The sequence below is a fragment of the Microbacterium sp. zg.Y1084 genome (genome assembly GCF_024623595.1).
Taxonomy (GTDB): Bacteria; Actinomycetota; Actinomycetes; order Actinomycetales; family Microbacteriaceae; genus Microbacterium; species Microbacterium wangruii.
Genome location: NZ_JANJGV010000013.1, coordinates 1 through 24,268 on the forward strand (window position 1 = coordinate 1; position 24,268 = coordinate 24,268).

Here is a 24,268-nt window from a genome sequence, read left to right on the forward strand (position 1 = left end):
AGGGAGCGCGTTTCGTCTCGCTCCGCTCGCTCAACGACCGGGAGGACGGCGCGCGTTTCGTCTCGCTCCGCTCGCTCAACGACCGGCAGGACGGCGCGGGTCGTTGAGCGAGGGAGCGGAGCGACCGAGACGAAACGCCGGAAGAAGCGCGCGTTTCGTCTCGCTGCGCTCGCTCAACGACCAGGGGGCGGCGCTCAAGGACCGGTGAGGGCGCGGCCCAGCTTTGAGTCGGATGCCGCGGGACGCCCGCCCGCGGCGGACACCAGGGCGTCGGCGGCGGCGAACAGCGCCGCCCGCCCCTCCGCATCGGCGGGCGCGGCGGGGCCGAGCTCCAGCTCCCACTCGCGCCACGACGCCTCGGTGCCGCGGCGTTCATCGCGGGCGGTGACGTGATCGTCGACGAACTCCGCCACCAGCGCACCCTCGGCGTCACGCAACGCGTAGGCGTGACGCTCGTTGCGAATCCGCGCGAGCGCGGCGAAGGGCGGCGACGCCCACTGTGCCAGCGCGGCGACCACCGGTTCGGGAACCGGCAGATCGCTCACGTCGGCCGCAGGCTCGGCGCCGAGGGGCCACGCCCACTCGTGCTTGCCCTCGGGCGTGGAGATCTTGATGTGCCAGCCGGCGTCGGGACCGCCGGAGCGACGCCGCACCGCGACGCCCGACCGGGCGAGATGTCCCTCCGCGGTGTCGAGGTAGCGGGCGTCGAGTCGTCGGTGCTCGGCCTCACCGACGCCCGCGACTCCGGGCAGTGCCGTCCAATCGGGCACGACCGTCGCGTCGTCGACGTCGTATTTGCGCTCCACTTCCAGCGAGCGCTGCGGCTCGGCGGCTGCGGCGCGGTCGGCGCTGTCCTCCATGCGGTTACGGCAGGTCAGGGTGGTCGTCGGGGTCGGGGTCGATGTCGTCCTGCGACTCGACATAACGGAAGACCGCCTCGGTCGGGCCGTCGTCGTCGCCGGTGTTCTCCGGTGCGCCCTCCCGTTCGTAGACGACCTGCGTCTCGCTGTAGGGCAGGATCAGCCGGTCCATGTCGGGGTCGTCGAGGGGAAGCATCTGTCCGTCGAGCGGACCTCCGTGCATACGTGCAATAGCCATGATGTGACCTCCTGATCCGACCCTAGACCCGGGTGCCCGGGTGCTCCGCGTCGTTGCCCGGCGAGGTCGGAAATGCTAGGCGCGAGCGCCCTCCCAGCCCTGCAGCGTGCCGTCGGGCGAGGCGAAGCGCGCCATGAGCGTGCAGTCCTTGCCGCCCAGCCCTTCCGCGGCGAGCTGCTCGAGCTGCGCCAGCGCGAGCTGCGCCGCAGGCAGGTGCACACCGGTGGCCTCCCCCGCTGCCACCGCCAGCGCGGCATCCTTGCGCGCCAGGTCGACGGAGAACGTCGCATCGAAGTCGTGGTTCGCGGCTGCGGTCGGCACGACGCCCGGCACGGGGTACCAGGTGCGCTGCGCCCAGGACTGGCCGGACGAGGCATCCACCACCTGCCAGAACACGTGCGGATCCAGGCCGAGCCGCTGGGCGAGCTGCGACCCCTCCGACATCGCCAGCACGCTGATGAACAGCATCATGTTGTTCGCGAGCTTGGCGGCGATGCCGCTGGTGGCCTCGCCGCACGCGATCACCGTGCGCGCCATCGGGTCGACGATCCCGCGCGCGCGCTCGACGTGGTCGGGGCGGCCGCCGAGCAGGAACGACAGCGTGCCGCCTTCCGCTCCCGCCGTCCCGCCCGAGATCGGGCTGTCCACGAACGCGAGTCCGCGTGCGGTCGCCTCGTCGTGGCACCACTGCGATGTGCCGACGTCGACCGTCGAGGTGTCCAGCAGCAGCGTGGTGGATGCCGCGTGCGCGAAGATGCCGCCCTCTCCCCCGTACACGGCGCGCACCTGGTCGGGGCCGGGAAGCGAGGTGAAGCAGGCATCCGCCCCTGCCAGCGCAGCGGCGAGGCCGTCGACGACGTCGATGCCGCGTGCGGCAGCCGCGTCCCGCGCGGCGGGTGATGGGTCGGCGCCGCGCACCGTGTGACCGGCGGAGACGAGGTGGGCGGCCATGGGCGCACCCATGTGGCCGAGACCGATGAAGGCGATGGTGGACATGGGGTTCTCCCTGCGACGTCGTCGTCGCGGCCGCGGGGTGTGCGACCGACACCAGCCACCCTAGGGCGCGCCGCGCGCCCGATCGAGCATCGACCGCTCCGGCAGCGGCGTCGGCACCGTTCGGGCGGCGGTGCACGGCGGAATAGACTCGTGCCGATGAAGCCCTTCCTGCTGTTGGCGACCCGCGCCGAAGACGTGCCCGCCGACGAGGAGTACGCGCTGTTCCTGCGCTACACCGGGCTGGACGAGCGCGATCTCGAGCGCCGACGCCTCGAAGCGGAGTCCTTGGGCCACGTGGACCTCGATGCCTACTCCGGCATCTTCGTCGGCGGCGGACCGTTCAACGCCTCCGATCCGCCGGAGAAGAAGTCCGCCGTGCAGCGCCGCGCCGAGACGGAGGTCGCAGGGCTGCTCGACGAGGTGGTGGCGCGCGACTTCCCGTTCCTCGGCGCCTGCTACGGGGTCGGCACGCTCGGCGCCCATCAGGGCGCGGTGATCGACCGCACCTACGGCGAGCCGATCAGCGTGATCGAGGTGCAGCGCACGCCCGAGGGTGCCGCCGACCCGCTGCTGGCCGGCCTGCCCGACGCGTTCGCGGCGTTCGTCGGCCACAAGGAGGCCATCACCCGGCTCCCCCCGTCGGCGACGCTGCTGGCGACGTCGACGGCGTGCCCCGTGCAGATGTTCCGCGTCGGACGGAATGTGTATGCGACCCAGTTCCACCCCGAATGCGACGTGGAGGGCATCTCCACGCGCATCCGCGCCTACGCCCGGCACGGGTACTTCGCTCCCGACGAGCTCGACCTGACCCTCGACGCGGTCAGGAGGCTGCCGGTCACCCACACCGGCAGCATCCTGCGCACGTTCGTCGAGCGCTACGCCCGCTGAGCCGCGCCGCCGGCGGCTCAGGCCACCGGCGAGGCGTGCCAGATGCGGTCGAGATACTCCCGCATGGAGCGGTCGGACGAGAAGTACCCGGTGCGTGCGACGTTGAGGATCGCCGAACGGGTCCACGCGTCGCGGTCGGCGTAGGCGGCATCCACCCGCGCCTGCGCGTCGAGGTAGGAGCGGTAGTCCGCCAGCACCATGAACCGGTCGTCGTAGAGCAGGTTCGACACGATCGGCTCGAACACCGAAGCGTCTCCGCCGGAGAACGCCCCCGAGGCGATGAGGTCGATGGCACGACGCAGGTCGTCGTCGGCCTGGTAGAACTCGCTCGGCCGGTAGCCGGCGACAGCCAGCGCCTCGACCTCGGGCTCGCGCATGCCGAACAGGAAGAAGTTCTCGTCGCCGACGAGTTCGCGGATCTCGATGTTCGCGCCGTCATCGGTGCCGATGGTGAGCGCGCCGTTGAGGGCGAACTTCATGTTCCCGGTACCCGACGCCTCCTTGCCCGCGAGCGAGATCTGCTCGGACAGGTCGGCGGCGGGGATCACCCGCTCGGCGAGGGTGACGTTGTAGTTCGGGGGGAACAGCACCTGCAGGCGCCCCTCGACGCGGGGGTCGGTGTTGACGACCGAACCGACTGCGTTGATGAGGTGGATGATGCGCTTGGCCATGCCGTATCCCGGCGCCGCCTTCGCGCCGAAGATCACCGTGCGAGGCTGCACGTCGGACGCAGCGAGCCGTCCCGACACGATGCCCTCGTAGAGGGTCACCACGTGCAGCAGCTTGAGGGTCTGGCGCTTGTATTCGTGCAGGCGCTTGACCATCACATCGAGCAGGTGGCCCTCGCGCACCTCGAGCCCGTCGCGGGCGCGCAGCACCTCGTCGAGACGGCGCTTATTGCGCGCCTTGACGTCGGCGAAGGCGTCTCGGAAGGCGGGGTCGTCGGCGTAGGGCTCGAGCTCGCGCAGCCGCTCCAGGTCGGTCTCCCAGCCGTCGCCGATCGCGGCGGTGATCAGCGCCGACAGCTCGGGGTTGGCCAGCCGCAGGAAGCGGCGGGGCGTCACCCCGTTGGTGACGTTGGTGAACTTGCCGGGGAAGAACTCGTCGAAGTCGTGCAGCACGGTCTCGCGCAGCAGCTGCGAGTGCAGCTCGGCCACACCGTTGACCTTCGACGCGGCGACGGTCGCGAGGTACGCCATGCGCACCGACCGCTCGGGGAACTCCGCGATGATCGACATGTCGCGCACGCGCATCTCGTCGTTCGGGTAGGCCTCCCGCACCTCCGCGAGGAAGTCGGCGTTGATGCGGAAGATGATCTCCAGGTGGCGCGGCAGCAGCCGGCCCAACAGGTCCACCGGCCAGGTCTCGAGCGCCTCGGGCATGAGCGTGTGGCAGGTGTACCCGAAGCACTGGCGGGCGATCTCCCACGCGGCATCCCAGTGCATGCCCCGCTCGTCCACGAGCACCCGCATGAGTTCGGGCACGGCGATGACGGGGTGGGTGTCGTTGAGCTGGAAGGCGACGCGGTCGGGCAGCGTGCGCAGGTCGGCGTCACCCATGTCGTGCATCACATCGGCGATGGATGCCGCGACGAAGAAGTACTGCTGCTGCAGGCGCAGCTGCTTGCCCTGGGGCGTGGAGTCCTCGGGGTAGAGCACCTTGGAGATGTTCTCGGCGTAGGTCTGCGCGCGCACGGCCTCTTCGTAGTCTCCGGCGTTGAAGATGCGCAGGTCGAAGGCATCCGTCGCCTGAGCGGACCACAGCCGCAGGGTGTTCACGCGCCCGTTGCGGTAGCCGGGGACCATGTAGTTGTACGGCACCGCCCGCACGCTCCAGTCGGGGATCCAGCGCGTGCGCGTCTGCCCGCCGTCGTCGTAGGTCTCGGTGTGACCGCCGAACGAGACGGTCTGAGCTGCCTCGGGGTGCGGGAACTCCCACGGCGAGCCGAGAGCGAGCCACGCGTCGGGCTGCTCGACCTGCTGTCCATCGACGAACGTCTGACGGAAGATGCCGTACTCGTACCGGATGCCGTAGCCGACGTTGGGCACGCCCATCGTGGCGAGCGAGTCGATGAAGCAGGCGGCGAGGCGCCCCAGTCCCCCGTTGCCGAGGCCCGGCTCGACCTCCACGGCGCGGAGCTCGTCGATGTCGACGCCGCAGGCCGCCATCGCCTCGGTGGCGATGCCGGTCAGGTCGGCGGCGAGCAGATTGTTGTCGAGCTGGCGCCCGAGCAGGTACTCGGCCGAGAGGTAGCAGACCGTCTTGGCCCGCGTCTCGCGCTGCGCGCGGCGGTCCTCCAGCCAGCGGGCGACGAGGTAGTCCCGCACGGTGGTGGCCAGGGCGACGTAGCGGTCGTTGACGGTGGATGCCGACAGCGTGACCCCTCGTTCGAGGTTCAGGTTCTGCAGGAACTCCTGCACGAAGCCGTCGACCGTGGGTTCCGGCGGCGTCACGGGCTCCAGTGCCAGGGGGTGCGTCGCCCCGAGCGGGTGGGCGGGAATCTGGGTCTCGGACTGTTCTGTCACAGGTACGACGCTACCCATCCCGGAGGCGTGCGCGCACCACGGTGCCCTCTGCGCCACCCGAAGGGCACGGGTGGCCGTGTCAGCGAGCGCCGTCGAAGAGGTCCACGTCGCCGGTCGCGACCGCTTCGTCCTCGGGGAGGCGCAGCCCCAGGTCGACCAGCACGATGCGTCCCGCCCGTCGCGCGCCCTCCGCGCAGACGAGTCCGGCCTTGACGGCGCCGAACGTGACGGTCACCGCTGCGGGCAGCACGACGTCGTCGCCGACGGTGCCGTCGTCGGGCTGAACGCCGCTGGGGATGTCGACCGCGACCACGCGGGAGCGGCCGGCGCGCACCGCAGGCAGCAGCCGCGCCACCGCCTCTCGCGCTCCGCCACGCAGGGTGGGGTCGGCGGACGAGCCGATGCCCACGATCCCGTCCACGATGAGGGCGTAGTCCGGCCCGGCCACCGCTTCGTCGAGGCTCACCACGCGCGCGCCGGCATCCCGCGCGGCGGCCAGGCCCCGCGGATGCGCGGCATCCGCCGTCAGCAGCACGTCGACGTGCACTCCCGCGCTCGCCAGCGTCGCGCCGGCCAGCAGCGCATCGCCGCCGTTGTCCCCGCGGCCGGCGACGACGAGCACCCGCCCCACCGGGGGAAGCTCCGCCCGCAGCACCGCGGCCAGGGCGGCGGCGGCTCGGTCCATCAGCGGCTCCCCGGCGGCGAGCAGCGGCGCTTCGGCAGCCCGCACCTGTGCGGCGGTGTAGGCGCGTACGCGGGTCATGCGTCCACCTTCTCGCTGGCCTTCTCGGCTTTCTCCTGCGCCGCGCGGCGCTCTTCCGCCTCGGCGTCGCGGGCGGCGTCGAGTTCGCCGGACGCGACGACGACGGCGTTCTCGGCGCGGCGCACCCGCCGCTGCGCGAACGTCTGCGCCCCGTAGCGAGCGCGCACCCGGTCGGCCTCCTCCTCCACCCCGGTGACGATGTAGGCGCTGGCGATGAGGATCACCTGGGCCGACAGGTTGAACCACAGCAGCAGCGCGATGAGGGAGGCGAACGTCGCCAGCAGGGGGTTGGCGGATGCCCCGCCGACGAACAGTCCCGACAGCACCTGCAGCACCGTCAGTCCGATTCCACCCACCACGGCGCCGCTCCACAGCGCCCTGGCGGAGGCACGCAGACCCGAAAGCACGCGGAAGGACGCGGCGACGATGGCGGTGTCGAGGACGAAGACGACGACGATCGTGAGCGCGCGACCGCCGATCTCCAGCAGCGCCGACGACGAGGAGACGCCGAACCAGTCGGCGACGATCGCGAGCCCGGTGGTGCCGAGGAACGTGATGGCCGCGGCGGCGACCAGGCCGAGCCCGATGCCGATCGCCAGGGCGAGGTTGCGCAGCAGCACCCACACGATCATGAGGTCCTCGGTGACCCGGTCGGCGATCATGCGGATCGCCGCGCGCAGCGTGCCCACCGCACCGATGGCCGCACCGATCAGTCCGACGAAGGAGAGGATGCCGGTGACGGTGAAGCTCACCGGCACGGCGACGGACCGCGGGTCCTCGATGATGCCTCCGTCCCCGACGATGCCGGGGATGACGCTGTCCACGGCGTCGATCAGCGCGTCGAAGGCGGCGGGGTTGCCCGCCAGCCAGAGGCCGGCCACCGAGAAGCCGAGCAGCACGCCGGCGAAGACGCTGAACAGGGTGCGGTACGTGACGCTGTCGGCGAGGACCGGACCACGGTGCTCGAGGTAGAGCAGCAGCGCGCGCACCGGCTTGATGGAGAGGGCCCAGGCGATGACGCGCGGCAGGTTCATCGCGCCAGGGTATCGGGCGGGTGGGACCGGGACGCGGACCTTGACAGGAGTTCGAGGGGTGGGCCGCGTTCGGGTCGCCGCCCACCCCAGCCTGGGTCACGACGTGGGCATCAGCACCCAGGTCACGCCGGTGATCGTCAGCGAGCTCTGCTCGCCTCCCCGGTAGTCGCTGCCGCCGATCGTGATGACGCGCGTCGAGCCCTGCAGGTTCGCGGCGAACCTCTCCAGGTCGGGCCGCGGGCCTTCGGCGGTGAGAATGAGCGGTACGCCGATGAAGCCGCCGGTGGGAGCGTCCAGACCCACGCCCTCGGGTCCGGCGAAGCTCACCGCCGGCTCGAACGTCAGCGACCGGATGCCGACGCCTGCCGCAGCGGCAGCGGCGTCGATCTGGTTGATCAGCTCCTGCTGGGCGCGCGCAGCGGGAATCCGCTCCTGCCGTGCGGCGAGCTCTGCTTTGTACGTGTCGAGGTTGTCGTTGTCCACGGCCAGCGCGCGGTTGCGCTGCTCCTGCACGTCGTTGGTCTGCCGGATCGAGGTGGTCTGCGCGTCCGCGCGCGTCATGCGATCGAGCTGGGGCTGCACGCCGAGGAACCACCCGCCCAAGACGATGGCGACGGCGAACACGCCGATGACGATGAGGCTGAGCCTGTGCTTGTCCATCGGTCACTCCCCCGCTTCTGTGGCGTCGGTGAGGTCGCTGACGTCGTCCGCTTCGGCTGCGGCGTCGGCCGCCTCCAGCGCGGCTCCGGTCGCCACCGCTTCGAGCGCGAGCTGCAGCGCCGCGATGACCTCGGGGTCGAGTGCCTCCGCCCGCGCGGTTCCGCCGAGCGCATCGGCCCCGAGCTGGATCACCCCGGTGACGACGTACCCTGCCTCGCCCGTCGCCGAGACGGCGTCGACGGTCGCGCTGACGTACCCGGTGAGCCCGCGCAGCGCGTTGAGCAGCGGGGTGGGCGAGTCGAAGCGGGCGGCGGTGGCGGTGAAGGTGATCTCGATGACACCCTGCGCGTCCAGTCCCGTGCCGCCGGCGCCCCCCCGCGTGTCGGCGCTCACGCCCTTGACCGTGATCGACTCCGCCGTGAGGGCGAAGTCCTCGGGCAGGGCGGTGTCGAGCTCTGTCATGAGCCGGAACCAGTCCGCCTCGGCGTAGAGGGTGACGACCTCAGCGAGCTCGTGATCGGCGAGCTGCGATTTCACCGTGGCCAGATCGGTGTACTTGGCCTGCTCGATGAGCAGCAGCTGCGTCCGGTTGCGCTCCGCGGCGAGGTGCCCCTCGGCGGTGGTGGCCAGCAGCGACACGGCGACAGCAGCCATGACGACGACGACGAGCAGAGCGATGAGTCCCAGGGACAGCAGTCGGACCGTTCTCCCCTGCCGGCGCCGGACTTCGACGATGGGTGGCAGCAGGTCGACGCGCGCCACCGAAAGGGTGGAGCCGGTCGGCCACGTGATCGGCGGCTCCGACTGGCGCCGCTCGCGGCGCTCCCTCACCTCGGCGGTCACTTGTGCGCCCCTTTCGTCTTGGCCTTCGCCTTGCCCTGCGCTGCTGCGCTGCGCGGGCCGGTGGCGGCGGGACGCGTGCCCCTCGCGGATGCCTCGGCCCTCTTGCGTGCCTTCGCCGCGGCCTTGTCCTCGACGTGCGTGCTGGTCTTCGCACCGACCGCGACACCCAACGGCGCCGCGAGCTCGAGCCCCCAGTCGTACAGGCCGGAATCGCGCAGCTTGGATGAGACGGTGAACCCCGCGAACGGGTCGCCGTAGGTGGTCGGAACGCCCAGCGCCCTCGTCAGCACGGGGGCGAGGCCTGTCAGCCGACTGCCGCCGCCGGTGAGCACGACGCTCGCGACCGGGTGATCGGGATGCGCGTTGACCCAGAAGTTGAGGGTGTTGCGGATGCTGTCGATGATGTTGGCGACGTTCTCGCGCAGCACGGTCTCGGCCTCGATGTCGCGCGGTGCCGTCGCGCCGCCCTGCAGCCCACGGGCGATCTTGTCCTGCTCGGCCTCGGCGAAGCTGACCCCGAGCGCACGCTCCATGCTGCGCGTGATGTCGTCGCCCCCGCTGGGCACGATGCGCACGAACTGCGGGCTGGCGGCCGCGGCGATGATCACCGTCGTGCACGACGCGCCGACGTTGACGAGGGCGTGGATGCCGCGCAGCGGTCCCGGCAGCAGGCGCAGCAGCGAGAACCCGGCGAAGTCGATCGCGTCGACATACCGGCCGGAGCGCTCGATGGCGTTGACGGTGGACTCCAGGCTGCTGCGCACCGTCGCCACGAGCAGACCCTCCTGGTGGGGGCCGTCGTCACCGTGGTGGTCGCGCATGGGCAGGAAGTCGAGGATCGCGTCGTCCAGATCGATGGGGATCTGCCCCTCCACGGCGAACCGCAGACCCGCCGCGCGGCGCGGCCCGGTGAGGGTCGGGAGCGTCACCTCGCGCACCACGACCTTGCGGTTGCTGACGCCGAACACGACCTTCTTGGTCGTGAAGCCGCCGACCTTCCACAGCTCCTTGATCGCCTTCACGGCGCGCTGCTGGTCGATGATCTCGCCGTCGAAGACCGTTCCCTCGGGCACCTCGACCGCGGCGAAGCGGGTCAGCTTCGGCCGTGCACTGTAGGGCGCGTCGATCTGCACGCCGCGCAGCCCGCCTCTGCTGAGGTCGAGCGCGACTACTGCTGCCATGTGTGTCCTCCGTGGGGTGTCATGCGAGTCCCGTCGCACTGAGATAGAAGCCGGCGATCGCCGGACCGGCGAAGACGCCGACCCACGACCCGAGAAGCATGAACGGCCCGAACGGAAGGCGGGATTTGCGCCCTGCCCTGCCCGCGACCATGAGCACGACGCCGACGATGCCGCCGATGACGAAGGCGCTGAATCCCCCGACGACCAGCTGCGGCCACCCCAGCCAGCCGAGCAGCAATCCCAGCGAGCCGGCGAGCTTGACGTCACCCAGTCCCATGCCCCCGCGGTAGGCGACGGCGAGCAGCAGGTAGAAACCGCCCAGCAGCGCAAAGCCGGCGGCCGCGGTCAGCAGCCTTCCGTACTCGCCGAGCAGGACGGATGCCGCGACGGCGAGCACCGCGGTGACGATGTAGGCCGGCAGGGTGATCACGTTCGGCAGCCGGTGGTGGTCCAGGTCGATGAGGGCCAGCGCGATGCCGATGGACGCCCAGTAGAGAAGGAGGGGCAGGATCGCCGCGGGGTACGTTCCGACGAGCGCTCCCCAGACGACGATCGCGAACGCGATACCCGTGCCGAGTTCGACCAGCGGGTAACGCGCGGAGATGTGCGTCGCGCAGTGGCGGCACCGGCCGCGCAGCACGAGGTACGACACGACCGGCAGATTGTCGTACCAGGCGATGGCTCGCCCGCACTGCGGGCAGGCGCTGCCGGGTCGCACGATGCTCTCGCCGCGCGGCACCCGCCAGATGACGACGTTGAGGAACGAGCCGATGAGGGCACCCAGCACGCCGGCGACGAGCAGGATGAGCGCCGTCGGGAGGGCCTCACCGTCGAGCAGAGCGACCGCTGCGCGGATGTCCACGGTCATCTCGCCGATCCGTCCGGGTTCCACACGGCTGCGCTCTCGATCCACGAGGTGACCCCGTAGGTGGTGGTGACGGGGCTCAGGAACTTCGGCGGCGCCTGCAGCTTGAACCGCGTGTCGTAGACGTAGTTCTTGGCGTAGCCGGTGACGATCCCCGCGCTGTTCCCCGTGCCCACCGGGCCGCGATACTTCTGCGCGATGGCACCCTTCACGGTGAGGGTGCCCTGCCTTCCGCCCTTGTCGTAATTCTGCACCTGGAAGGTGTGGGCGACCGAGAGGATCGCCGCCTCGATGGTGCGATCGTCGGGGAGGATGTTGTCGCCGTTGCTGCGGCGGGGGTTCCACACCCAGACGGCGTTGTTGCCGATGAGTCCCAGGATGTCGTCCTGGTTGTCGACGTAGGTGAGGTCCCCCACGACGAACACGAAGTTCTCGGCGGCGAGCGTCACCGCGCCGTTGAACCTGCCCTTGACGAACACGTCGCCCGCGCGGCACCCGTAGGTGGTGCTGCTCGGTGCCACCTCGGTGTGTGTCGTCATGGCAGAGATGCGGACGTCCGCGGGATAGCCCGACCGGCTGCCGCCGGTGCCCAGCGACCAGCCGCGCTTGCCCGAATCACCGCTGCTCACGCAGGTGAAGCCTGCGGGGTTGGTGGCGGCGGGCCAGTGGTTCACGTCGCCGCTGACTGCCGGCACGTTCTGCACGTAAAGCACGTTGTTGTCGATCACCGGGATCGTGGCGCCGGCGGGCGACTGCAGCTGCGAGATGATGCCGCACTCCGGCGGCGTCGAGCCGGCGGTGGCGGCCGCGTTGCCGATGCGTGTGGACTTCGTGAAGGGCGATTTGATGTTGACGGTGCCGTTGTCGAAGAACTCGAACTGGGTCGGTCCGGTGTAGAGGCACCCGGGACGCGGGACCTCGATCGGCAGATCGGTGCGGGTCTCCTTCTTCAGCTGCGCGTTGGTGGCCGGCATGCCGATCACGCCGCCGCTGAACGCGGGGTAGCCGGAGAGGGTGAACACGGCCGCACCGCAGGCGACGTTGCTGGCGTTGACGTTGCGATAGAACGGCGTGGTCGGCTTGGCGGTGGTCACCGTGCCGGTGAACCTCGAGCCGCAGGCACGGATGGTGTCGTTGGAGTGCACCGGTCCCTTGGTCTCGTCCGACTCACCGAACGAGATGTCGTTGCAGCCGGAGGTGGGGCGGCTCTCCCAGGCGTACTTGAGTCTCGTCCTGGCCGCGTCGCTGAAGCAGTTCGCGTTCGTCGATCCTGCCAGGGCCGGGTCCTGCACCTCGTAGTCGGTGAAGTACAGGAAGTCGATGAACCCCTCCTGCTTGAGGTCCGCGACCACCGTGCGCGTCGCCTGCCCCACCTTGCCGGTGGAGCGGATGCGGATGCGGCCCGTGGTGGGGTACTTCGAGTTGTCGACTTCGTAGCGGAACTGCGCCCGGTCGTCGCTGCCGGCGAGCGTCGCCCACGTTCCGCCCGCGCCGACCCCGAAGGCGAGGTTCGGGTCGGTCGCGGGAGGAAGCGACACCGAGCTGGTGCTGCTGAAGCTCGACGCAGGATTGCCGTAGCGGTAGTAGCTGGTGTCCGCCGACAGCCGGCTCTGGTATTCGTCGACCCCGGCATACGCGGCGGCCAGTGCGGCGTTCCAGTTGGCATCGGTGCTGGCCTGCTTGGTGCCGTTCACCGAGACGGTCACGAGCAGCGTCATGAGCATGGCCACGACCGCGCCCACCGCCACGACCATGATCATGGCGGCGCCTTGGTCCTCTGTCCGGTTCACGTTCATCCTCATCAGGGCACGTCCACGCGGGCGACGCCCAGGTTGGGCAGGCCCACCATGTTCTGGACCGAGACGGGTTCGACGCGCCCGCTCTCGTCCGCCTGCACACGCATGGTCACGCGCACGCTCGCCACGTTGCGGATCTGGGCGACGGTGAGGCTGCCACCCGCGGGCGGGGTGAGGGCGACGCCGTCTTTGTCGTAGTAGCGGAACAGCGGCGTGCTCGCGGTCGCCGGCGTCAGCGACCTCGCGATGAGACGCGTCGAGCTGGGGGTGGTGTCGAACGCCCAGTACGTCGTGTGCACGTGGTGGGCGGCCCAGCGCGTCTCCATCAGCTCGTTGCCGGAGCCTCGTGCGAACTGCACGCGCACCGGAGGCGCGTCGGGCGCCGTGCCGGCGTCGATGAAGGAGTGCATGATGATCTGCTCCGCTCCCGCGTAGACGAACACGGGGTCGTTGTCAGGGTTGTTCCACCGCGGAATCTCGGTGCCGGCGCGGATCACGCGGGTGACCTCGTTCATCGACGTCGAGGCGAGGCGGCTGTTCTCGACGACGCCCTGCTGATCGCTGAACGACCGTGAGGCGGTGACGAACATCGACACGATGAGCGCGAGCAGGATGCTCGACACCCCCATCGCGACGATGAGCTCGAGCACCGTCATGCCGGCGTCGGCGCGGTGCGCGTCGCGGGCGGTCCGGCGGCGGCGCCCCGCCGCGCGCGTCATCCCGGCCCCCGCGGGTCGAGCACGACGGTGCTGCCGCTGGCGGTGCCGCCGGACAGGACGGTGATGCCGGTCACCGGTGTCGCCTGGGCCGAGGCAGTGCCTCGGAACAGCTGCCACGTGCCGTAGGGCAGCGCTATGGTCGCCGAGCCGCCGGCGACGCTGCCGAACCGGTAGGTCATCCCCGCGGCGCAGCCCGGGTCGCCGGGGCCCCCGCCGACGTAGACGGCCTTGAGATTGTTGCCGGAGGCGGGCAGTGCGGGGATACGGATCTCGCCCATCGGCACCGCGGCGGCGACGGCGCCTCCCGGTGCCCCCGCAACCGGGTCGGGTCGCACGCCCACCTTGCCGGGTTCGGCGATCCACTGACCGGGGTCGGGCGCGAGGCAGCTGGCGCCCGGGTTGTCGGGGGCTTCGGCGTAGTCCCCCGCCAGCACGCTGTAGCCCGAGGGAACGGGGTAGAGCGAGTGCGCCTTCGTTCTGGCGTTGCCGGTGAGGTTCTGGGCGAAGGCGCCGTAGGTCGAGATGAACGTCGTTGTCAGCTCGGTCGGAAGGCGCACGCCGGGGGCGGCGTCGGGCGCGTAGGTGACGTCGAACCGGGTCTGCCGTTCCAGGGCGAAGCTGACGCGCGACGAGCCACCGGCGGTCACCGGCACTGATGCCTGGGGCTTTTCGACCTGCCGTTCACTGATGAAGCCCGTCTTCTCGGCAGTGACGGTGTACGTGCCCGCGGGAACCTTCAGCAGGTAGGCGCAGCCGTCGGAGTCGGTGGTGGCCGCGGCGACGCCGCCGCTGGGCGTCAGACTCACCTTTGCACCGGCGACGCCCGAACCTGCGGAGTCGAGCACCCCGACGAGCACGGTGCCGAGCGAGGGGTCGTTGATCTTCGTCTTCGGAGTGATGTGGGTGTCGCTGTAGACGGGCTGCGCACCTTCGCGCATGTTGTCCCAGGTCACTTCGATGCTCACGTGCTTGTAGGCCAGCGAGCCCACGGCCGCCCCCGCTTCGCAGCTGGCGGTGGTGCCGCCGGCGGCGACCCATTGCGTGCGCACGCGCACATGGAAGGTGTCGCCGTTGAGCTCCACGTCGCGGGTGGAATTGGTCACCGCGAAGGCGTCGGCGGCGGAACGCAGCACGTCGATCTGCTGAGAGGCGAGGTTCGCGGCGACGATTCGCGTGCGGGTGTCGCGCGTGGCGGTGAGGCTGGCCGTGATCGTGTAGACGAAGCCCGTCAGAATGATGCCGAAGACGAGCATGGCGACGATGACCTCGACGAGAGTGAAGCCGTCATCGCTGTCAGGCTGTTGCGTGCGCACGGGCATCCACTCCCTCCGTTCGGTCGCTGGTGACACGTTGTGGCGGCGCGGGAAACCCCGCCGGCCCAACCGGTCGGGTGGTGCTGAAACCCGTTGTGACCCGAGCCCCCCCCCCCCCCCGGGGGGGGCGGCGGGCGACGGGTGGGCCCCGCCCCCCCCCCCCCCCCCCCCCCACGGTTCGGGTGGTGCTGAACGCCTTAGTCCCCGGAGCCGCCAGGGGTCCAGTCGGATTCGAGTCCGCCCGCGGCGCTGTCGTACTTGAGGGTGTCATTACCGCTGTTGATGTTCTCGTTCGCGCCGACGATTACGTAAGCGTTGCCGTTCGGCGTGATCGTGAGCTTGTTTCCGTCGGTGACCGTGATGGTGCCGACCACAGCACCACCGGCCCCCTTCGTGATCTCGAGGTCCGCGCCCGCGAAGTCGGCGGAGCTGGGGATCGTCAGGCCCGAGAGCGAACCGTTGTTCTCGGTCACGGCGGCTTCGATCGCCAGCGCGGCATTCGACAGGTCGGATTCCACAGAGGAACGCCACGCACCCTCGCGCATGTTGAGGAAGACCGGGATGGCGACGGCGGCGAGGATGCCGATGATGATGACGACGACGAGAAGCTCGATCAGGGTGAAGCCCTTTTCGCCGTTCTCCTTTTTCGCGAGCGCCCGCGACACAGACTTGATCATTCTGAATTCCTTCTTCTTTGGGGGGAAATCGGGTTCGGTCAACTCCGTTGGGGCGTCGTCGACGACCTCAAGCTAGCAGTTTCCCTACCAAATTAGAAGGCTCTAATGTGCCAAATGTTCCAAATTGTTATCCAACTAAATCGCTTGGAAGACCATGAACATCGGCATGTAGAGGGCGAGGATCATGAATCCGAGAAGCGCGCCCATGAACACGATCATCAACGGCTCCAGCATGGCGGTGAGCTGGGAGCTCATCGTCTCGACTTCGTCGTCATAGAAGTCCGCGGTCTTCTCGAGCATGGTGTCGATGGCGCCGGACTCCTCGCCGATGCCGACCATCTGGATCAGCATTTCGGGGAAGATCTCCACCTCGGCCAGCGACTCGGCGATCGGCCGCCCCTGGCGCACGCCCTCCTGCACCCCCTGCAGCGACGACGTCACGACGTAGTTGCCGCTGGTCGCCCCCACGATCGCGAGGGACTGCAGGATCGGCACCCCGGAGGCGAGCATCGTCGAGAAGTTGCGGGTGAAGCGGGTGAGCGCGATCTTGGTGTTGAGCTGGCCGAACACCGGCACCTTGAGCTTCATCGGATCGACGACGCGACGCACCGCCTCGGTGTTCTTGTTCATCCCCCACCAGATCGAGAACGCGACGGCGACAACCACGATGATGGGCACGGCCACCGGCATGGCGTTGGACATGTTCACCAGCAGCTGCGTCACCGCGGGCAGCTCGCTGCCGAGATCCCGGAACATCGCGTCGAACACGGGCACGATGAAGATCAGCATGGCCGCGACGGCCACCAGCGCGATGATGAGCACGACGACCGGGTAGGTCAGCGCCGCCTTCACCTTGCTGCGCAGCTTGGTCTCGGCCTCGAAGTTGTCGGCGACCATCAGCAGCGAGCGGTCGAGGAAGCCGCCCGTCTCACCCGCGCGGATCAGGTGCACCATGATCGGCGGGATGACGCGCGGGAACTCCTCGAGGGCGACCGACAGCGCGGTGCCGCCCTCGACCTTCGACGCCGTCTCCTCGAGGGTGCGCCGCAGCTTCGCGTTGTCGGTCTGCGACGTCACGATCGTGAGTGCCCGCAGGATCGAGACGCCGGCATTGACCATCGTCGCCAGCTGGCGGGTGAGCAGCGCCAGGTCTTTCAGAGAAGGAGCGCGCTCCAGCCCCGGGATCGTGATCTCCTGCTGCAGACCCGTGCCGCCGCCCTTGCGGGACAGCGTGTCGGGCACCACCCCGCGCGCCTTCAGCTGCTGCACCGCGTGCGCCTCGCTGGGCGCCTCGAGCACGCCCTTGGTCTTCTTGCCGGAGGAGTCGAGTCCCTTGTAGGCCCACTGCGCGGGCTTCACCTTGGTCGCCATGGTCAGGCACCCCCTGCGACCTGACGGGTGCCCTCGGGCACCTCGGCATCGGCGGGGGTGCGGGCCAGACCGCGGTTGCGCACGAGCTGTTCGAACTCGGTCTCGTCCTGCGCGAGCTCCAGGGCCTGGGAGTGCTCGATCTGTCCCGACAGCACAAGCCGGGCCAGGTCCTGGTCGAGTGTGTGCATGCCGATGGAGTTGCCGGCCTGGATCGCGGTGCGCATCTGGTGGGTCTTGCCCGCCCGGATCAGCGCCTGGATCGCCGGGGTCGAGAACATGACCTCCGTCGCCACCGCGCGGCCGCGGCCTCCCGATCGGCGGATCAGGGTCTGCACGACGACGGCACGCAGCGTGGCGGCGAGCTGGGTGCGCACCTGCGCCTGCTGGTGCGCGGGGTAGACGTCGATGATGCGGTCGATCGTCTGTCCGGCATCCTGCGTGTGCAGCGTCGCGAACACGAGGTGACCGGTCTCGGCGGCGGTCAACGCCGTGGAGATCGTCTCCAGGTCGCGCATCTCACCCACCAGGATGATGTCGGGATCCTGACGCAGGGAGTGCTTGAGCGCCTCGCTGAAGCTGTGCGTGTCGGCGCCCACCTCGCGCTGGTTGATGATGCCGCGCTTGTGGTGGTGGAGGAACTCGATGGGGTCCTCGACCGTGACGATGTGGGCGGCGCGAGACGAATTGGCCTTGTCGATGATGGCCGCGAGCGTGGTCGACTTGCCCGAGCCGGTGGGGCCGCACACCAGCACCAGGCCGCGGGGCAGGCGGGCGAGGTCGACGAGTTCCGGCGGCAGGCCGAGCTGCACCACCGACTTGATCTGGGTCGGGATGATACGCAGCGCCGCCCCGAGGCCGCGCTGGTCCTGGAAGATGTTCACACGGAAGCGGGCGATGTCGCCGACGGAGTAGGCGAGGTCGAGCTCGAGATCCCGCTCGAACGCCTCCATCTGCTCTGCGGTCACGAGGCCATCGATGACGCGACGCACCCGGTCCTTGTCCCACACGGTGGTCTCGGCCACGGACTTCAGCTCGCCGTCCACACGCACGACCGGGGTCGACTCCGCCACCAGGTGAAGGTCGGAGGCACCGAGGTCGAGCACCGACGCGACCGACGAGATGAACTCGGGGTCGACCTCGGGGTTCTGCGCGCGCAGCACCTCGGCGACCTCATCGCGACGGGACTCCGGCTCTGCCGGCACCTGGGACGCGGCACTGCGCCCACCCAGGCGCGAGGCGACGGGCTCCGGATCGAAGAAGGACATCGTCGGCACCGTGGGCGACGGGATCACCGGCGCCGGCGGCAGGGGCTCCTGCGACGCCGCGGCCGGGTACGACACGGGTGCCGGCGACATCGGCATCGTCGCGGCCGTGGACACCGGCACCGTCGGCGCCGCCGGCACCGCGGGCTCCTCGAACGGCCATGACGTCGTCGGCTGCGCCACCGGCTCGGGCTCGGGCGCTGAGGGTTCGGCGCCCGGAAGCGTCACTCCCGGAACACCGGTGAGGAACGACCGCAGCGCAGGGTCGACCTCGTCCCCGCGCATGAGCGCATCGAAGCGCGAACTGCTCGTCATGCGCATCACACCGTCTTCGTCCGCCACCATGTCTTGTTCTCTTCTCTCCTTCAGGGTTCTGTGCTGCAACCGCTAGACGGTCACGCGCAGAATCTCGTCGATGGTGGTGTGTCCACGCAGCACCTTCGCCCAGCCATCCATGCGCAGACGCATCATGCCGTTCGCCTCGGCGTGCGCGGCGATCTGGGCGGTCGGCGCGTTCGCGACCGCCAGCCTCTCGATCTCGTCGTCGACGGCCATCACCTCGTGCAGGGCGATGCGGCCGCGGTAGCCGGTGTTCGAACACTGCGAGCAGCCGGTCGACCGATACACCTTCGGCGGTCCCGCCGCGGGGTCGACCGCCACACCCAGGATCGCCAGTTCCGTCCCGGTCGCCACCGACTCGACCTTGCACTTCGCGCACAGCCGTCGGGCCAGGCGCTGAGCGACCACCGAGTCCAATGCGGAACCGACCAGGAACGGCTCGACACCCATCTCGATGAGACGCGTGACCGAGCTCGGGGCGTCGTTCGTGTGCAGGGTCGAGAGCACCAGGTGGCCGGTCAGCGAGGATTCGATGGCGATCTTGGCCGTCTCCTCGTCGCGGATCTCACCGATGAGGATGACGTCGGGGTCCGACCGCAGGATCGAGCGCAGCGCCGCGGCGAAGGTCAGTCCCGCCTTCGGGTTCACCTGCACCTGGTTGATCCCCGACATCCGGTACTCGACCGGGTCCTCCACGGTGATCACATTCACGGTCGGCTTCGAGATGGTGGCGAGCGTCGTGTACAGGGTCGTGGACTTGCCGGAACCGGTCGGACCGGTGACGAGGATCATCCCGTACGGCTTGGAGAAGCTGGCCCGGAAGACGTCCATGTTGCGCTCGAGCATGCCGAGGTCATCGAGCTTGAGGCTGGCGACCGGGGAGTCGAGGATTCGGGCGACGACCTTCTCGCCCCACACCGTCGGCAGCGTCGCGACACGCAGATCGACGGTGCGCCCGGCGTGGCCGACGGAGATTCGGCCGTCCTGCGGCTTGCGCCGCTCGCCGATGTCGAGTTCCGCCATCACCTTGAGCCGGCTGATCACGCCGGGGATCATCGACCGCGGCACGGTGTGCACCGTGGTCAGCACGCCGTCGATGCGGTACCGCACCCGCAGCTCCTCACGGCCCGGCTCGATGTGGATGTCGGACGCGCGGTCCATGATCGCCTGGCTGATGATGACGTTGACGAAGCGGATGATGGGGCCTTCGTCGGCCGCCGAGTCGCCGACGTCCTGACTCCAGGCATCCTCTTCGGCGGTGCTCTCGAACGACGAGGTCAGCTCGTCCATCTCCGCATCCGCGCGGTGGTAGCGGTCGATCGCCGCGAGGATCGCCTCCGGCTCGGCGACGGCCGCGACGATGGGCGCCCGCACGACCGCCGCGACGTCGTCGAGCACCACGACGTTGCCGGGATCGGACACCACGACCATCAGCCGCTCCCCCACGCGGGAGATCGGCAGCACCAGGTGCTTGCGGCACATCTGGTCGGGGATGAGGTGCACCACCGTGGGATCGACCGCGAACTCGGTGAGGTCGACGTAGGCCAGGCCGTGCCGGGCCGCCAGCGCGACGGCGAGCTGCTGCGGGGTCTGCTCGGGCTCCGGCTCGAGCTCGGGCACCGGCGCCGGCGCCGGTGGGGGAATCGAGGGGCCGGCGGGGGGCGCGGCCGGCGCCACGGGGGGCGCGGCCCCGGCCGAGGCCACGTGCACCGGCTGCCCGGGGCGCGTCGTCGCGGCGAACTCCGCGAGCATGGCGAGGTCGCTGCCGTGCCCGCCGGCGGCGGGCGCGGGCGCGGACGGCGGGGTCTGCTGCGGGGCGCGTGCCTGAGGCAGGGACTGCGCCGGGGCCGAGGGTGCGTTCGGGGCGGCGGGCGCGACCGAGGCAGGGGCGGCGGGCGCGACCGCGGCCGGGGCGGCCTGCGGCGGCTGAGGGCCCCGCGCGGAAGCAGCACCGAACGCCGGTGCGCCCGACGAGGCGACCATGCCGGCACCGGCATCGTGGCCGATCGGCCGTGGGGCCGGCGGGTGGCCGACGGCGGGGCGCTCGGCCGAGGCGACCAGGATGGGGGCGTCGCCTACGCGAGTCTCCTCCTGCGAGGAGAGCGCCCGCTGCCGACGCCGCGTGCGCAGCGCGACGGGAGCCGTGTCCGCCACCGGCTCCCTCACCGGTGGGTGCGCCGCGGAGACCGACGAGGCTGCCGCGTGCGCGGCTGGCGCCGACAGCGCAGACGGTTCCCGCCGCTCCGCCGCTGGGCGGGACGGGGTGTGGGCGCCGAGCATGGCGTTCCAGATCTGGTCCTCCGGCGCCGGTTGTCCCGCGGCGCTGTCACTGCGGGCGCTGCGCCGCCGCCGTTCGCCGTCGCCACGGGCCGCGTGCCCCGAATCGTGTGATGAGAACTCCATCGTCCTATCCCCCTGCCCCGCTCATACCGGCGCGCGGGCGGGCCGGTGGCCGATCCGCTCCGGCTCGTCGGCTCACGTCGAGAGACCCGCCCGGCCGCCGGGCGGCCGCCGCCCGGCACCCTGGCCGCGGGAGCGGTCGCCGCGCGCGCCGGACCACGGTCACCGGCGCGCGAAGCGCAAGGGGTGCCGGAAGAAGTGCGGCCATCGCAGGTTCCGTTCGAGCGGAGGTGGGGGGAACTACTCGAAACGTAACGCGGCCGGTCGTCCCGACTCGGGCGTCCCGGACGGACGACCGCGTACGTGATCACTATGGAGGAAGATGCCCTCCCTGCGCCAATCCGCCGCACCGACCGGCGCCGTGACCCGGCCGCGCGGCGGCCGGCAGCCCTTACCAGAGCGGGTGGATGTCGGCGCGCAGGTACCGGTCGTACACGTCGCGCACCGCGGCGTCGAACGCCTGCACGTCGAACGCGTCCGACTCCATCAAGGCCGCCGCGGCGGCGTTGGACGCCGCCTGCCCGACGTTGCGCGCGCCGGGGATGACACTGGTGACCCCGGGGCGCGTGGCACCCCAGACCAGCGCCGCCGCCGGCAGCGGCAGGCCCTCGGGCAGCGCCTCGGTGAGCGCAGCCACGGCGGCGAGGCCGGTCTCATAGTCCACGCCGGAGAACGTCTCGCCCCGGTCGAACGACTCCCCGTGACGGTTGTAGCTGCGGTGGTCGTTCTCGGCGAACGTCGTCGCCCGGGTGTACCTGCCGCTGAGCAGGCCCGACGCGAGCGGCACACGGGCGAAGATCGACACACCGGCATCCGCCGCGGCCGGCAGCACCTCGTCGAGGGGCTTCAGCCGGAACGGGTTGAGGATGATCTGCACGTTGGTGACGTTGGGCCGCGCGATCGCCGCGAGCGCCTGCGCGCACGTCTCGACCGAGACGCCGTACGCGGCGATGGCGCCGTCGGCGACGAGCGCGTCCAGCGCGTCGTAGGTGGCATCCGCCTCGATCACCTCGGTGGGCGGGCAGTGCAGCTGCACGAGGTCGAGCGTGTCGACCTTCAGGTTCGCGCGGGACCGATCGGTCCAGGCGCGGAAGTTCTCCGGCGTGTAGTTGGCGGGTTCCTGCGCCATGCGCCGGCCCATCTTGGTCGCGACGGTGACGCCGTGGCCGGGACGCTGGGCGAGGAACGCGCCGATGATCGTCTCGCTGCGCCCGTCGCCGTAGACGTCGGCGGTGTCGAAGAGGGTGACTCCGCTCTCGAGCGACGCCTGCAGCACGGCCAGCGCATCGACCTCGTCGACCATTCCCCAGTCGGCTCCGAGCTGCCAGGTTCCGAGTCCGATGGCTGAGACGGATCGACCGGTGCGGCCGAGGGGGCGCTGCTGCATGAAAGCTCCTTTGACCTGTCCAGGATGCCACGCCCGCCGAGCCCCGCGCGCACCAAGCCGGTCCGCGGGGCTGCGGTCTCAGCTCGTCGGCCGCCGGAGTGGGCGCCGTCGCCGCACCCCCGCCGCGACGGCCGTGTCGGCGAGGACCGCGACGGCGATCGTCAGCAGGTAGACGAGCAGGTCGCGGGGGTCGAAGACGGTGCCCAGCAGCAGCATCGCCGGCGGGAACGCCGCGCCGAGACGCTCCGGGGCACCCGTCAGCTGCAGCAGTTCCACCGCGGTGCACCAGGCGACGGCGGCGACGGCGATGAGCCACGGGCGAGGCCGCGGGAAGATCATCACGAGCCCGGCGTAGGCGGCGAGCGCGTACAGCGCATCTCCGGCGATGTCGGATGCCGCGGTGTCGGCAGCCCAGCGGTGCACGGCCAGTCCCGTCGCGACCGTCGCCACCAGCGCGAGGGCGGCGATCAGGCGACGGCGGGCGGGGCGCGGCATCCGGTCACTGTACGCCGTCGACGACCCGCGACCCCGACGGGCGGGGATGCGGGAGGATCGGGGGATGGATGCCGCGCTCCCCGGACTGACCCGCCTGCCCGCACCGCAGTTCGTCATGACCGCCGACGGCGACCGCATCGCCACCTACACCTGGGGCGACGAGACCGCCCCGACCGTGCTGTGCGTGCACGGGTTCGGCTCCAGCACCCGCGACAACTGGGTGGCCACCGGCTGGGTGCGCGACCTGCTCGCCGCCGGCATGCGCGTGCTCGCCGTCGACCAGCGCGGCCACGGCGCCAGCGACAAGCCGCATCTGCCCGGGTCGTACGGCATGAGCGCACTGGTGGGCGACCTGGTCACCGTGCTCGACACCTACCTTCTCGACACCGTGCGCTACGTCGGCTACTCGCTCGGCGGACGCGTCGGATGGCAGACCGCCGTGGACGTGCCGCACCGCATCGAGCGCGCGGTGCTCGGCGGCATCCCCGACGGCACTCCCCTGGCGCGCATGCGCATCGACCAGGTGCACGCCTACCTCGACAGCGGCGAGCCGGTGGCCGATGAGGTCACCCGCCGATACGTGTCACTGGCCGAGCGGGTGCCGGGCAACGACCTGCGAGGTCTGGTGGCGCTCGCCGAGGGGATGCGCGACGGGGACGCCGACCCCGACCCCGCGTCGCCGCCGGTGCAGCCGGTGCTGTTCGCGACGGGAACGGACGACCCGATCCTGGAACAGTCGCGGCGACTGGCGTCGGTCGCCCCGCAGGGGACGTTCCTCGAGATCCCGGGCCGCACGCACGTCAACGCGCCGGGATCGCGTGACTTCCGCCGGGCCGGGGTGGCGTTCCTCGCAGCCTGACCGGGGCGAGACAGGGCGGGGCGAGACGGGGCGGGTCTTCGCGCCGTTACGGGTCACTCGCCGGCAGCGGGGCGACGATCGCCGTCTCGTCGGGGATGCCGAGCCCAACGTCGCGCAGCCCGTCGCGGCCCCACTGCCGATACGCGGTGAACGCGATCGGCACGCCACGCGCGACGCGCAGGTCGGCGCTGTCCATCGCCTGCACGTGCACGTGCGGCTCCGTGGAGTTGCCGGAGTTGCCGCACTGCGCCATCTGCTCCCCCACGGCGACCATCTCACCCACCTCGACGCGCACCGACCCGCGCCGCAGGTGCACGACCGCGACGAACATCCCGCTCGCCTCGTCACGGACGATGACGTGGTTGCCCGCCACGGCGGCCACCCCGGCCCGCAGTCGGCCCGCCTGCCCCAGGGCGTAGGCGAGCAGCGCAGGCTGCGAGCGCCGCGCTTCGTGGTCGGGCTCCCCGTCGTGCGTGGCGACGACGGTGCCCGCCGCGGGCGCGAGGATCGGCATCCCGAACCCCACGAACCGCTCGGGCGGCTCGGTCGCCAGCGCGGTGCGCCAATCCCGCGTCGCCGAGGTGCGGCCGCGCCCGTCGACCGCCACGAAGTCGATCGCGTAGCGCTGCCCGAGCACATCGACGCCGTGACTCGGCACGCGCCGGGCGGGACTGTTCTGCACCAGCCAGCGGCCGGTGAAGGGAAGCGCGAGGGCGAGCGGCGACGGCATGGCACCTCCCGGTGGTCGTGCGCCGCGAGCGCACTCCGCGGGATGAAGAGCCACTCGCGATCCCTGC

Annotated in this window: 22 protein-coding genes; 2 read left to right on the forward strand and 20 right to left on the reverse strand. The window is 70.8% G+C overall.

Annotated features, from left to right (window positions below):
- Positions 1 to 194: 194 nt before the first annotated feature.
- From NQ165_RS13960 to NQ165_RS13970, 3 genes are all read right to left on the reverse strand, one after another.
- Positions 195 to 860 carry a CYTH domain-containing protein gene (locus NQ165_RS13960; protein ID WP_257533935.1) on the reverse strand — a complete coding sequence of 222 codons (666 nt, stop codon included), beginning with the start codon at positions 858 to 860 and terminating at the stop codon, positions 195 to 197.
- Between the two features lie 4 nt (positions 861 to 864).
- Entirely contained in the window at positions 865 to 1,098 is a 234-nt protein-coding gene (locus NQ165_RS13965) for a response regulator (RefSeq protein ID WP_257533936.1), read from the reverse strand.
- 75 nt (positions 1,099 to 1,173) lie between these two features.
- Complete coding sequence (locus NQ165_RS13970) at positions 1,174 to 2,094, reverse strand: NAD(P)-dependent oxidoreductase (protein WP_257533937.1); 921 nt, start codon at positions 2,092 to 2,094, stop codon at positions 1,174 to 1,176.
- A 156-nt stretch (positions 2,095 to 2,250) separates the two neighbouring features.
- On the opposite strand from NQ165_RS13970, the gene NQ165_RS13975 reads away from it, so the two are divergent.
- Positions 2,251 to 2,982, forward strand: coding sequence for a glutamine amidotransferase (locus NQ165_RS13975; protein ID WP_257533940.1), 732 nt, complete (start codon positions 2,251 to 2,253; stop codon positions 2,980 to 2,982).
- Between the two features lie 17 nt (positions 2,983 to 2,999).
- Here NQ165_RS13975 and NQ165_RS13980 read toward each other — a convergent pair whose 3' ends face one another.
- The 16 genes from NQ165_RS13980 to NQ165_RS14055 form a co-directional block, all read right to left on the reverse strand.
- Entirely contained in the window at positions 3,000 to 5,450 is a 2,451-nt protein-coding gene (locus NQ165_RS13980) for a glycogen/starch/alpha-glucan phosphorylase (protein ID WP_306816836.1), read from the reverse strand.
- Positions 5,451 to 5,586: 136 nt separating this feature from the next.
- Positions 5,587 to 6,270: an NAD(P)H-hydrate epimerase gene (locus NQ165_RS13985; RefSeq protein WP_257533941.1), complete on the reverse strand. Its 684-nt coding sequence runs from the start codon at positions 6,268 to 6,270 to the stop codon at positions 5,587 to 5,589.
- Positions 6,267 to 7,304: a YihY/virulence factor BrkB family protein gene (locus NQ165_RS13990; RefSeq protein WP_257533943.1), complete on the reverse strand. Its 1,038-nt coding sequence runs from the start codon at positions 7,302 to 7,304 to the stop codon at positions 6,267 to 6,269. Before NQ165_RS13990 ends, NQ165_RS13985 begins: the two co-directional genes overlap by 4 nt.
- A 96-nt stretch (positions 7,305 to 7,400) precedes the next feature.
- Complete coding sequence (locus NQ165_RS13995; protein WP_257533945.1) at positions 7,401 to 7,964, reverse strand: hypothetical protein; 564 nt, start codon at positions 7,962 to 7,964, stop codon at positions 7,401 to 7,403.
- Between the two features lie 3 nt (positions 7,965 to 7,967).
- Complete coding sequence (locus NQ165_RS14000; protein ID WP_257533947.1) at positions 7,968 to 8,807, reverse strand: hypothetical protein; 840 nt, start codon at positions 8,805 to 8,807, stop codon at positions 7,968 to 7,970.
- Complete coding sequence (gene pilM / locus NQ165_RS14005) at positions 8,804 to 9,988, reverse strand: type IV pilus assembly protein PilM (protein ID WP_257533949.1); 1,185 nt, start codon at positions 9,986 to 9,988, stop codon at positions 8,804 to 8,806. Before pilM ends, NQ165_RS14000 begins: the two co-directional genes overlap by 4 nt.
- A gap of 19 nt (positions 9,989 to 10,007) precedes the next feature.
- Complete coding sequence (locus NQ165_RS14010; RefSeq protein WP_257533951.1) at positions 10,008 to 10,856, reverse strand: A24 family peptidase; 849 nt, start codon at positions 10,854 to 10,856, stop codon at positions 10,008 to 10,010.
- Positions 10,853 to 12,649 (reverse strand): hypothetical protein, encoded by a 1,797-nt coding sequence (locus tag NQ165_RS14015; RefSeq protein ID WP_257533953.1) that lies wholly within the window; start codon positions 12,647 to 12,649, stop codon positions 10,853 to 10,855. The genes NQ165_RS14010 and NQ165_RS14015 overlap by 4 nt, the downstream gene beginning before the upstream one ends.
- Positions 12,650 to 12,654: 5 nt before the next feature.
- Positions 12,655 to 13,368 carry a PilW family protein gene (locus tag NQ165_RS14020; RefSeq protein ID WP_257533955.1) on the reverse strand — a complete coding sequence of 238 codons (714 nt, stop codon included), beginning with the start codon at positions 13,366 to 13,368 and terminating at the stop codon, positions 12,655 to 12,657.
- Entirely contained in the window at positions 13,365 to 14,687 is a 1,323-nt protein-coding gene (locus NQ165_RS14025; RefSeq protein WP_257533956.1) for a carboxypeptidase regulatory-like domain-containing protein, read from the reverse strand. The genes NQ165_RS14020 and NQ165_RS14025 overlap by 4 nt, the downstream gene beginning before the upstream one ends.
- A gap of 191 nt (positions 14,688 to 14,878) precedes the next feature.
- Complete coding sequence (locus tag NQ165_RS14610; protein WP_286057795.1) at positions 14,879 to 15,358, reverse strand: type IV pilin protein; 480 nt, start codon at positions 15,356 to 15,358, stop codon at positions 14,879 to 14,881.
- A 135-nt stretch (positions 15,359 to 15,493) separates the two neighbouring features.
- The gene (locus tag NQ165_RS14035; RefSeq protein WP_257533958.1) at positions 15,494 to 16,729 is read right to left on the reverse strand and encodes a type II secretion system F family protein; all 1,236 of its coding nucleotides are present in this window, start codon (positions 16,727 to 16,729) and stop codon (positions 15,494 to 15,496) included.
- Positions 16,730 to 16,731: 2 nt separating this feature from the next.
- A complete protein-coding gene (locus NQ165_RS14040) occupies positions 16,732 to 18,336 on the reverse strand; it encodes a type IV pilus twitching motility protein PilT (protein WP_257533960.1) in 1,605 nt (534 codons plus the stop codon).
- A gap of 42 nt (positions 18,337 to 18,378) precedes the next feature.
- Entirely contained in the window at positions 18,379 to 20,484 is a 2,106-nt protein-coding gene (locus NQ165_RS14045) for a GspE/PulE family protein (RefSeq protein ID WP_257533962.1), read from the reverse strand.
- A gap of 637 nt (positions 20,485 to 21,121) precedes the next feature.
- Positions 21,122 to 22,117, reverse strand: coding sequence for an aldo/keto reductase (locus tag NQ165_RS14050; RefSeq protein ID WP_257533963.1), 996 nt, complete (start codon positions 22,115 to 22,117; stop codon positions 21,122 to 21,124).
- Between the two features lie 78 nt (positions 22,118 to 22,195).
- The gene (locus NQ165_RS14055; protein ID WP_257533964.1) at positions 22,196 to 22,612 is read right to left on the reverse strand and encodes a DUF2809 domain-containing protein; all 417 of its coding nucleotides are present in this window, start codon (positions 22,610 to 22,612) and stop codon (positions 22,196 to 22,198) included.
- A 64-nt stretch (positions 22,613 to 22,676) separates the two neighbouring features.
- On the opposite strand from NQ165_RS14055, the gene NQ165_RS14060 reads away from it, so the two are divergent.
- Positions 22,677 to 23,471, forward strand: a complete 795-nt coding sequence (locus NQ165_RS14060) for an alpha/beta fold hydrolase (protein ID WP_257533966.1) — start codon at positions 22,677 to 22,679, stop codon at positions 23,469 to 23,471.
- Between the two features lie 46 nt (positions 23,472 to 23,517).
- On the opposite strand, the gene NQ165_RS14065 is transcribed toward NQ165_RS14060, so the two are convergent.
- Complete coding sequence (locus NQ165_RS14065; RefSeq protein ID WP_257533968.1) at positions 23,518 to 24,201, reverse strand: M23 family metallopeptidase; 684 nt, start codon at positions 24,199 to 24,201, stop codon at positions 23,518 to 23,520.
- Positions 24,202 to 24,268 lie beyond the last annotated feature (67 nt).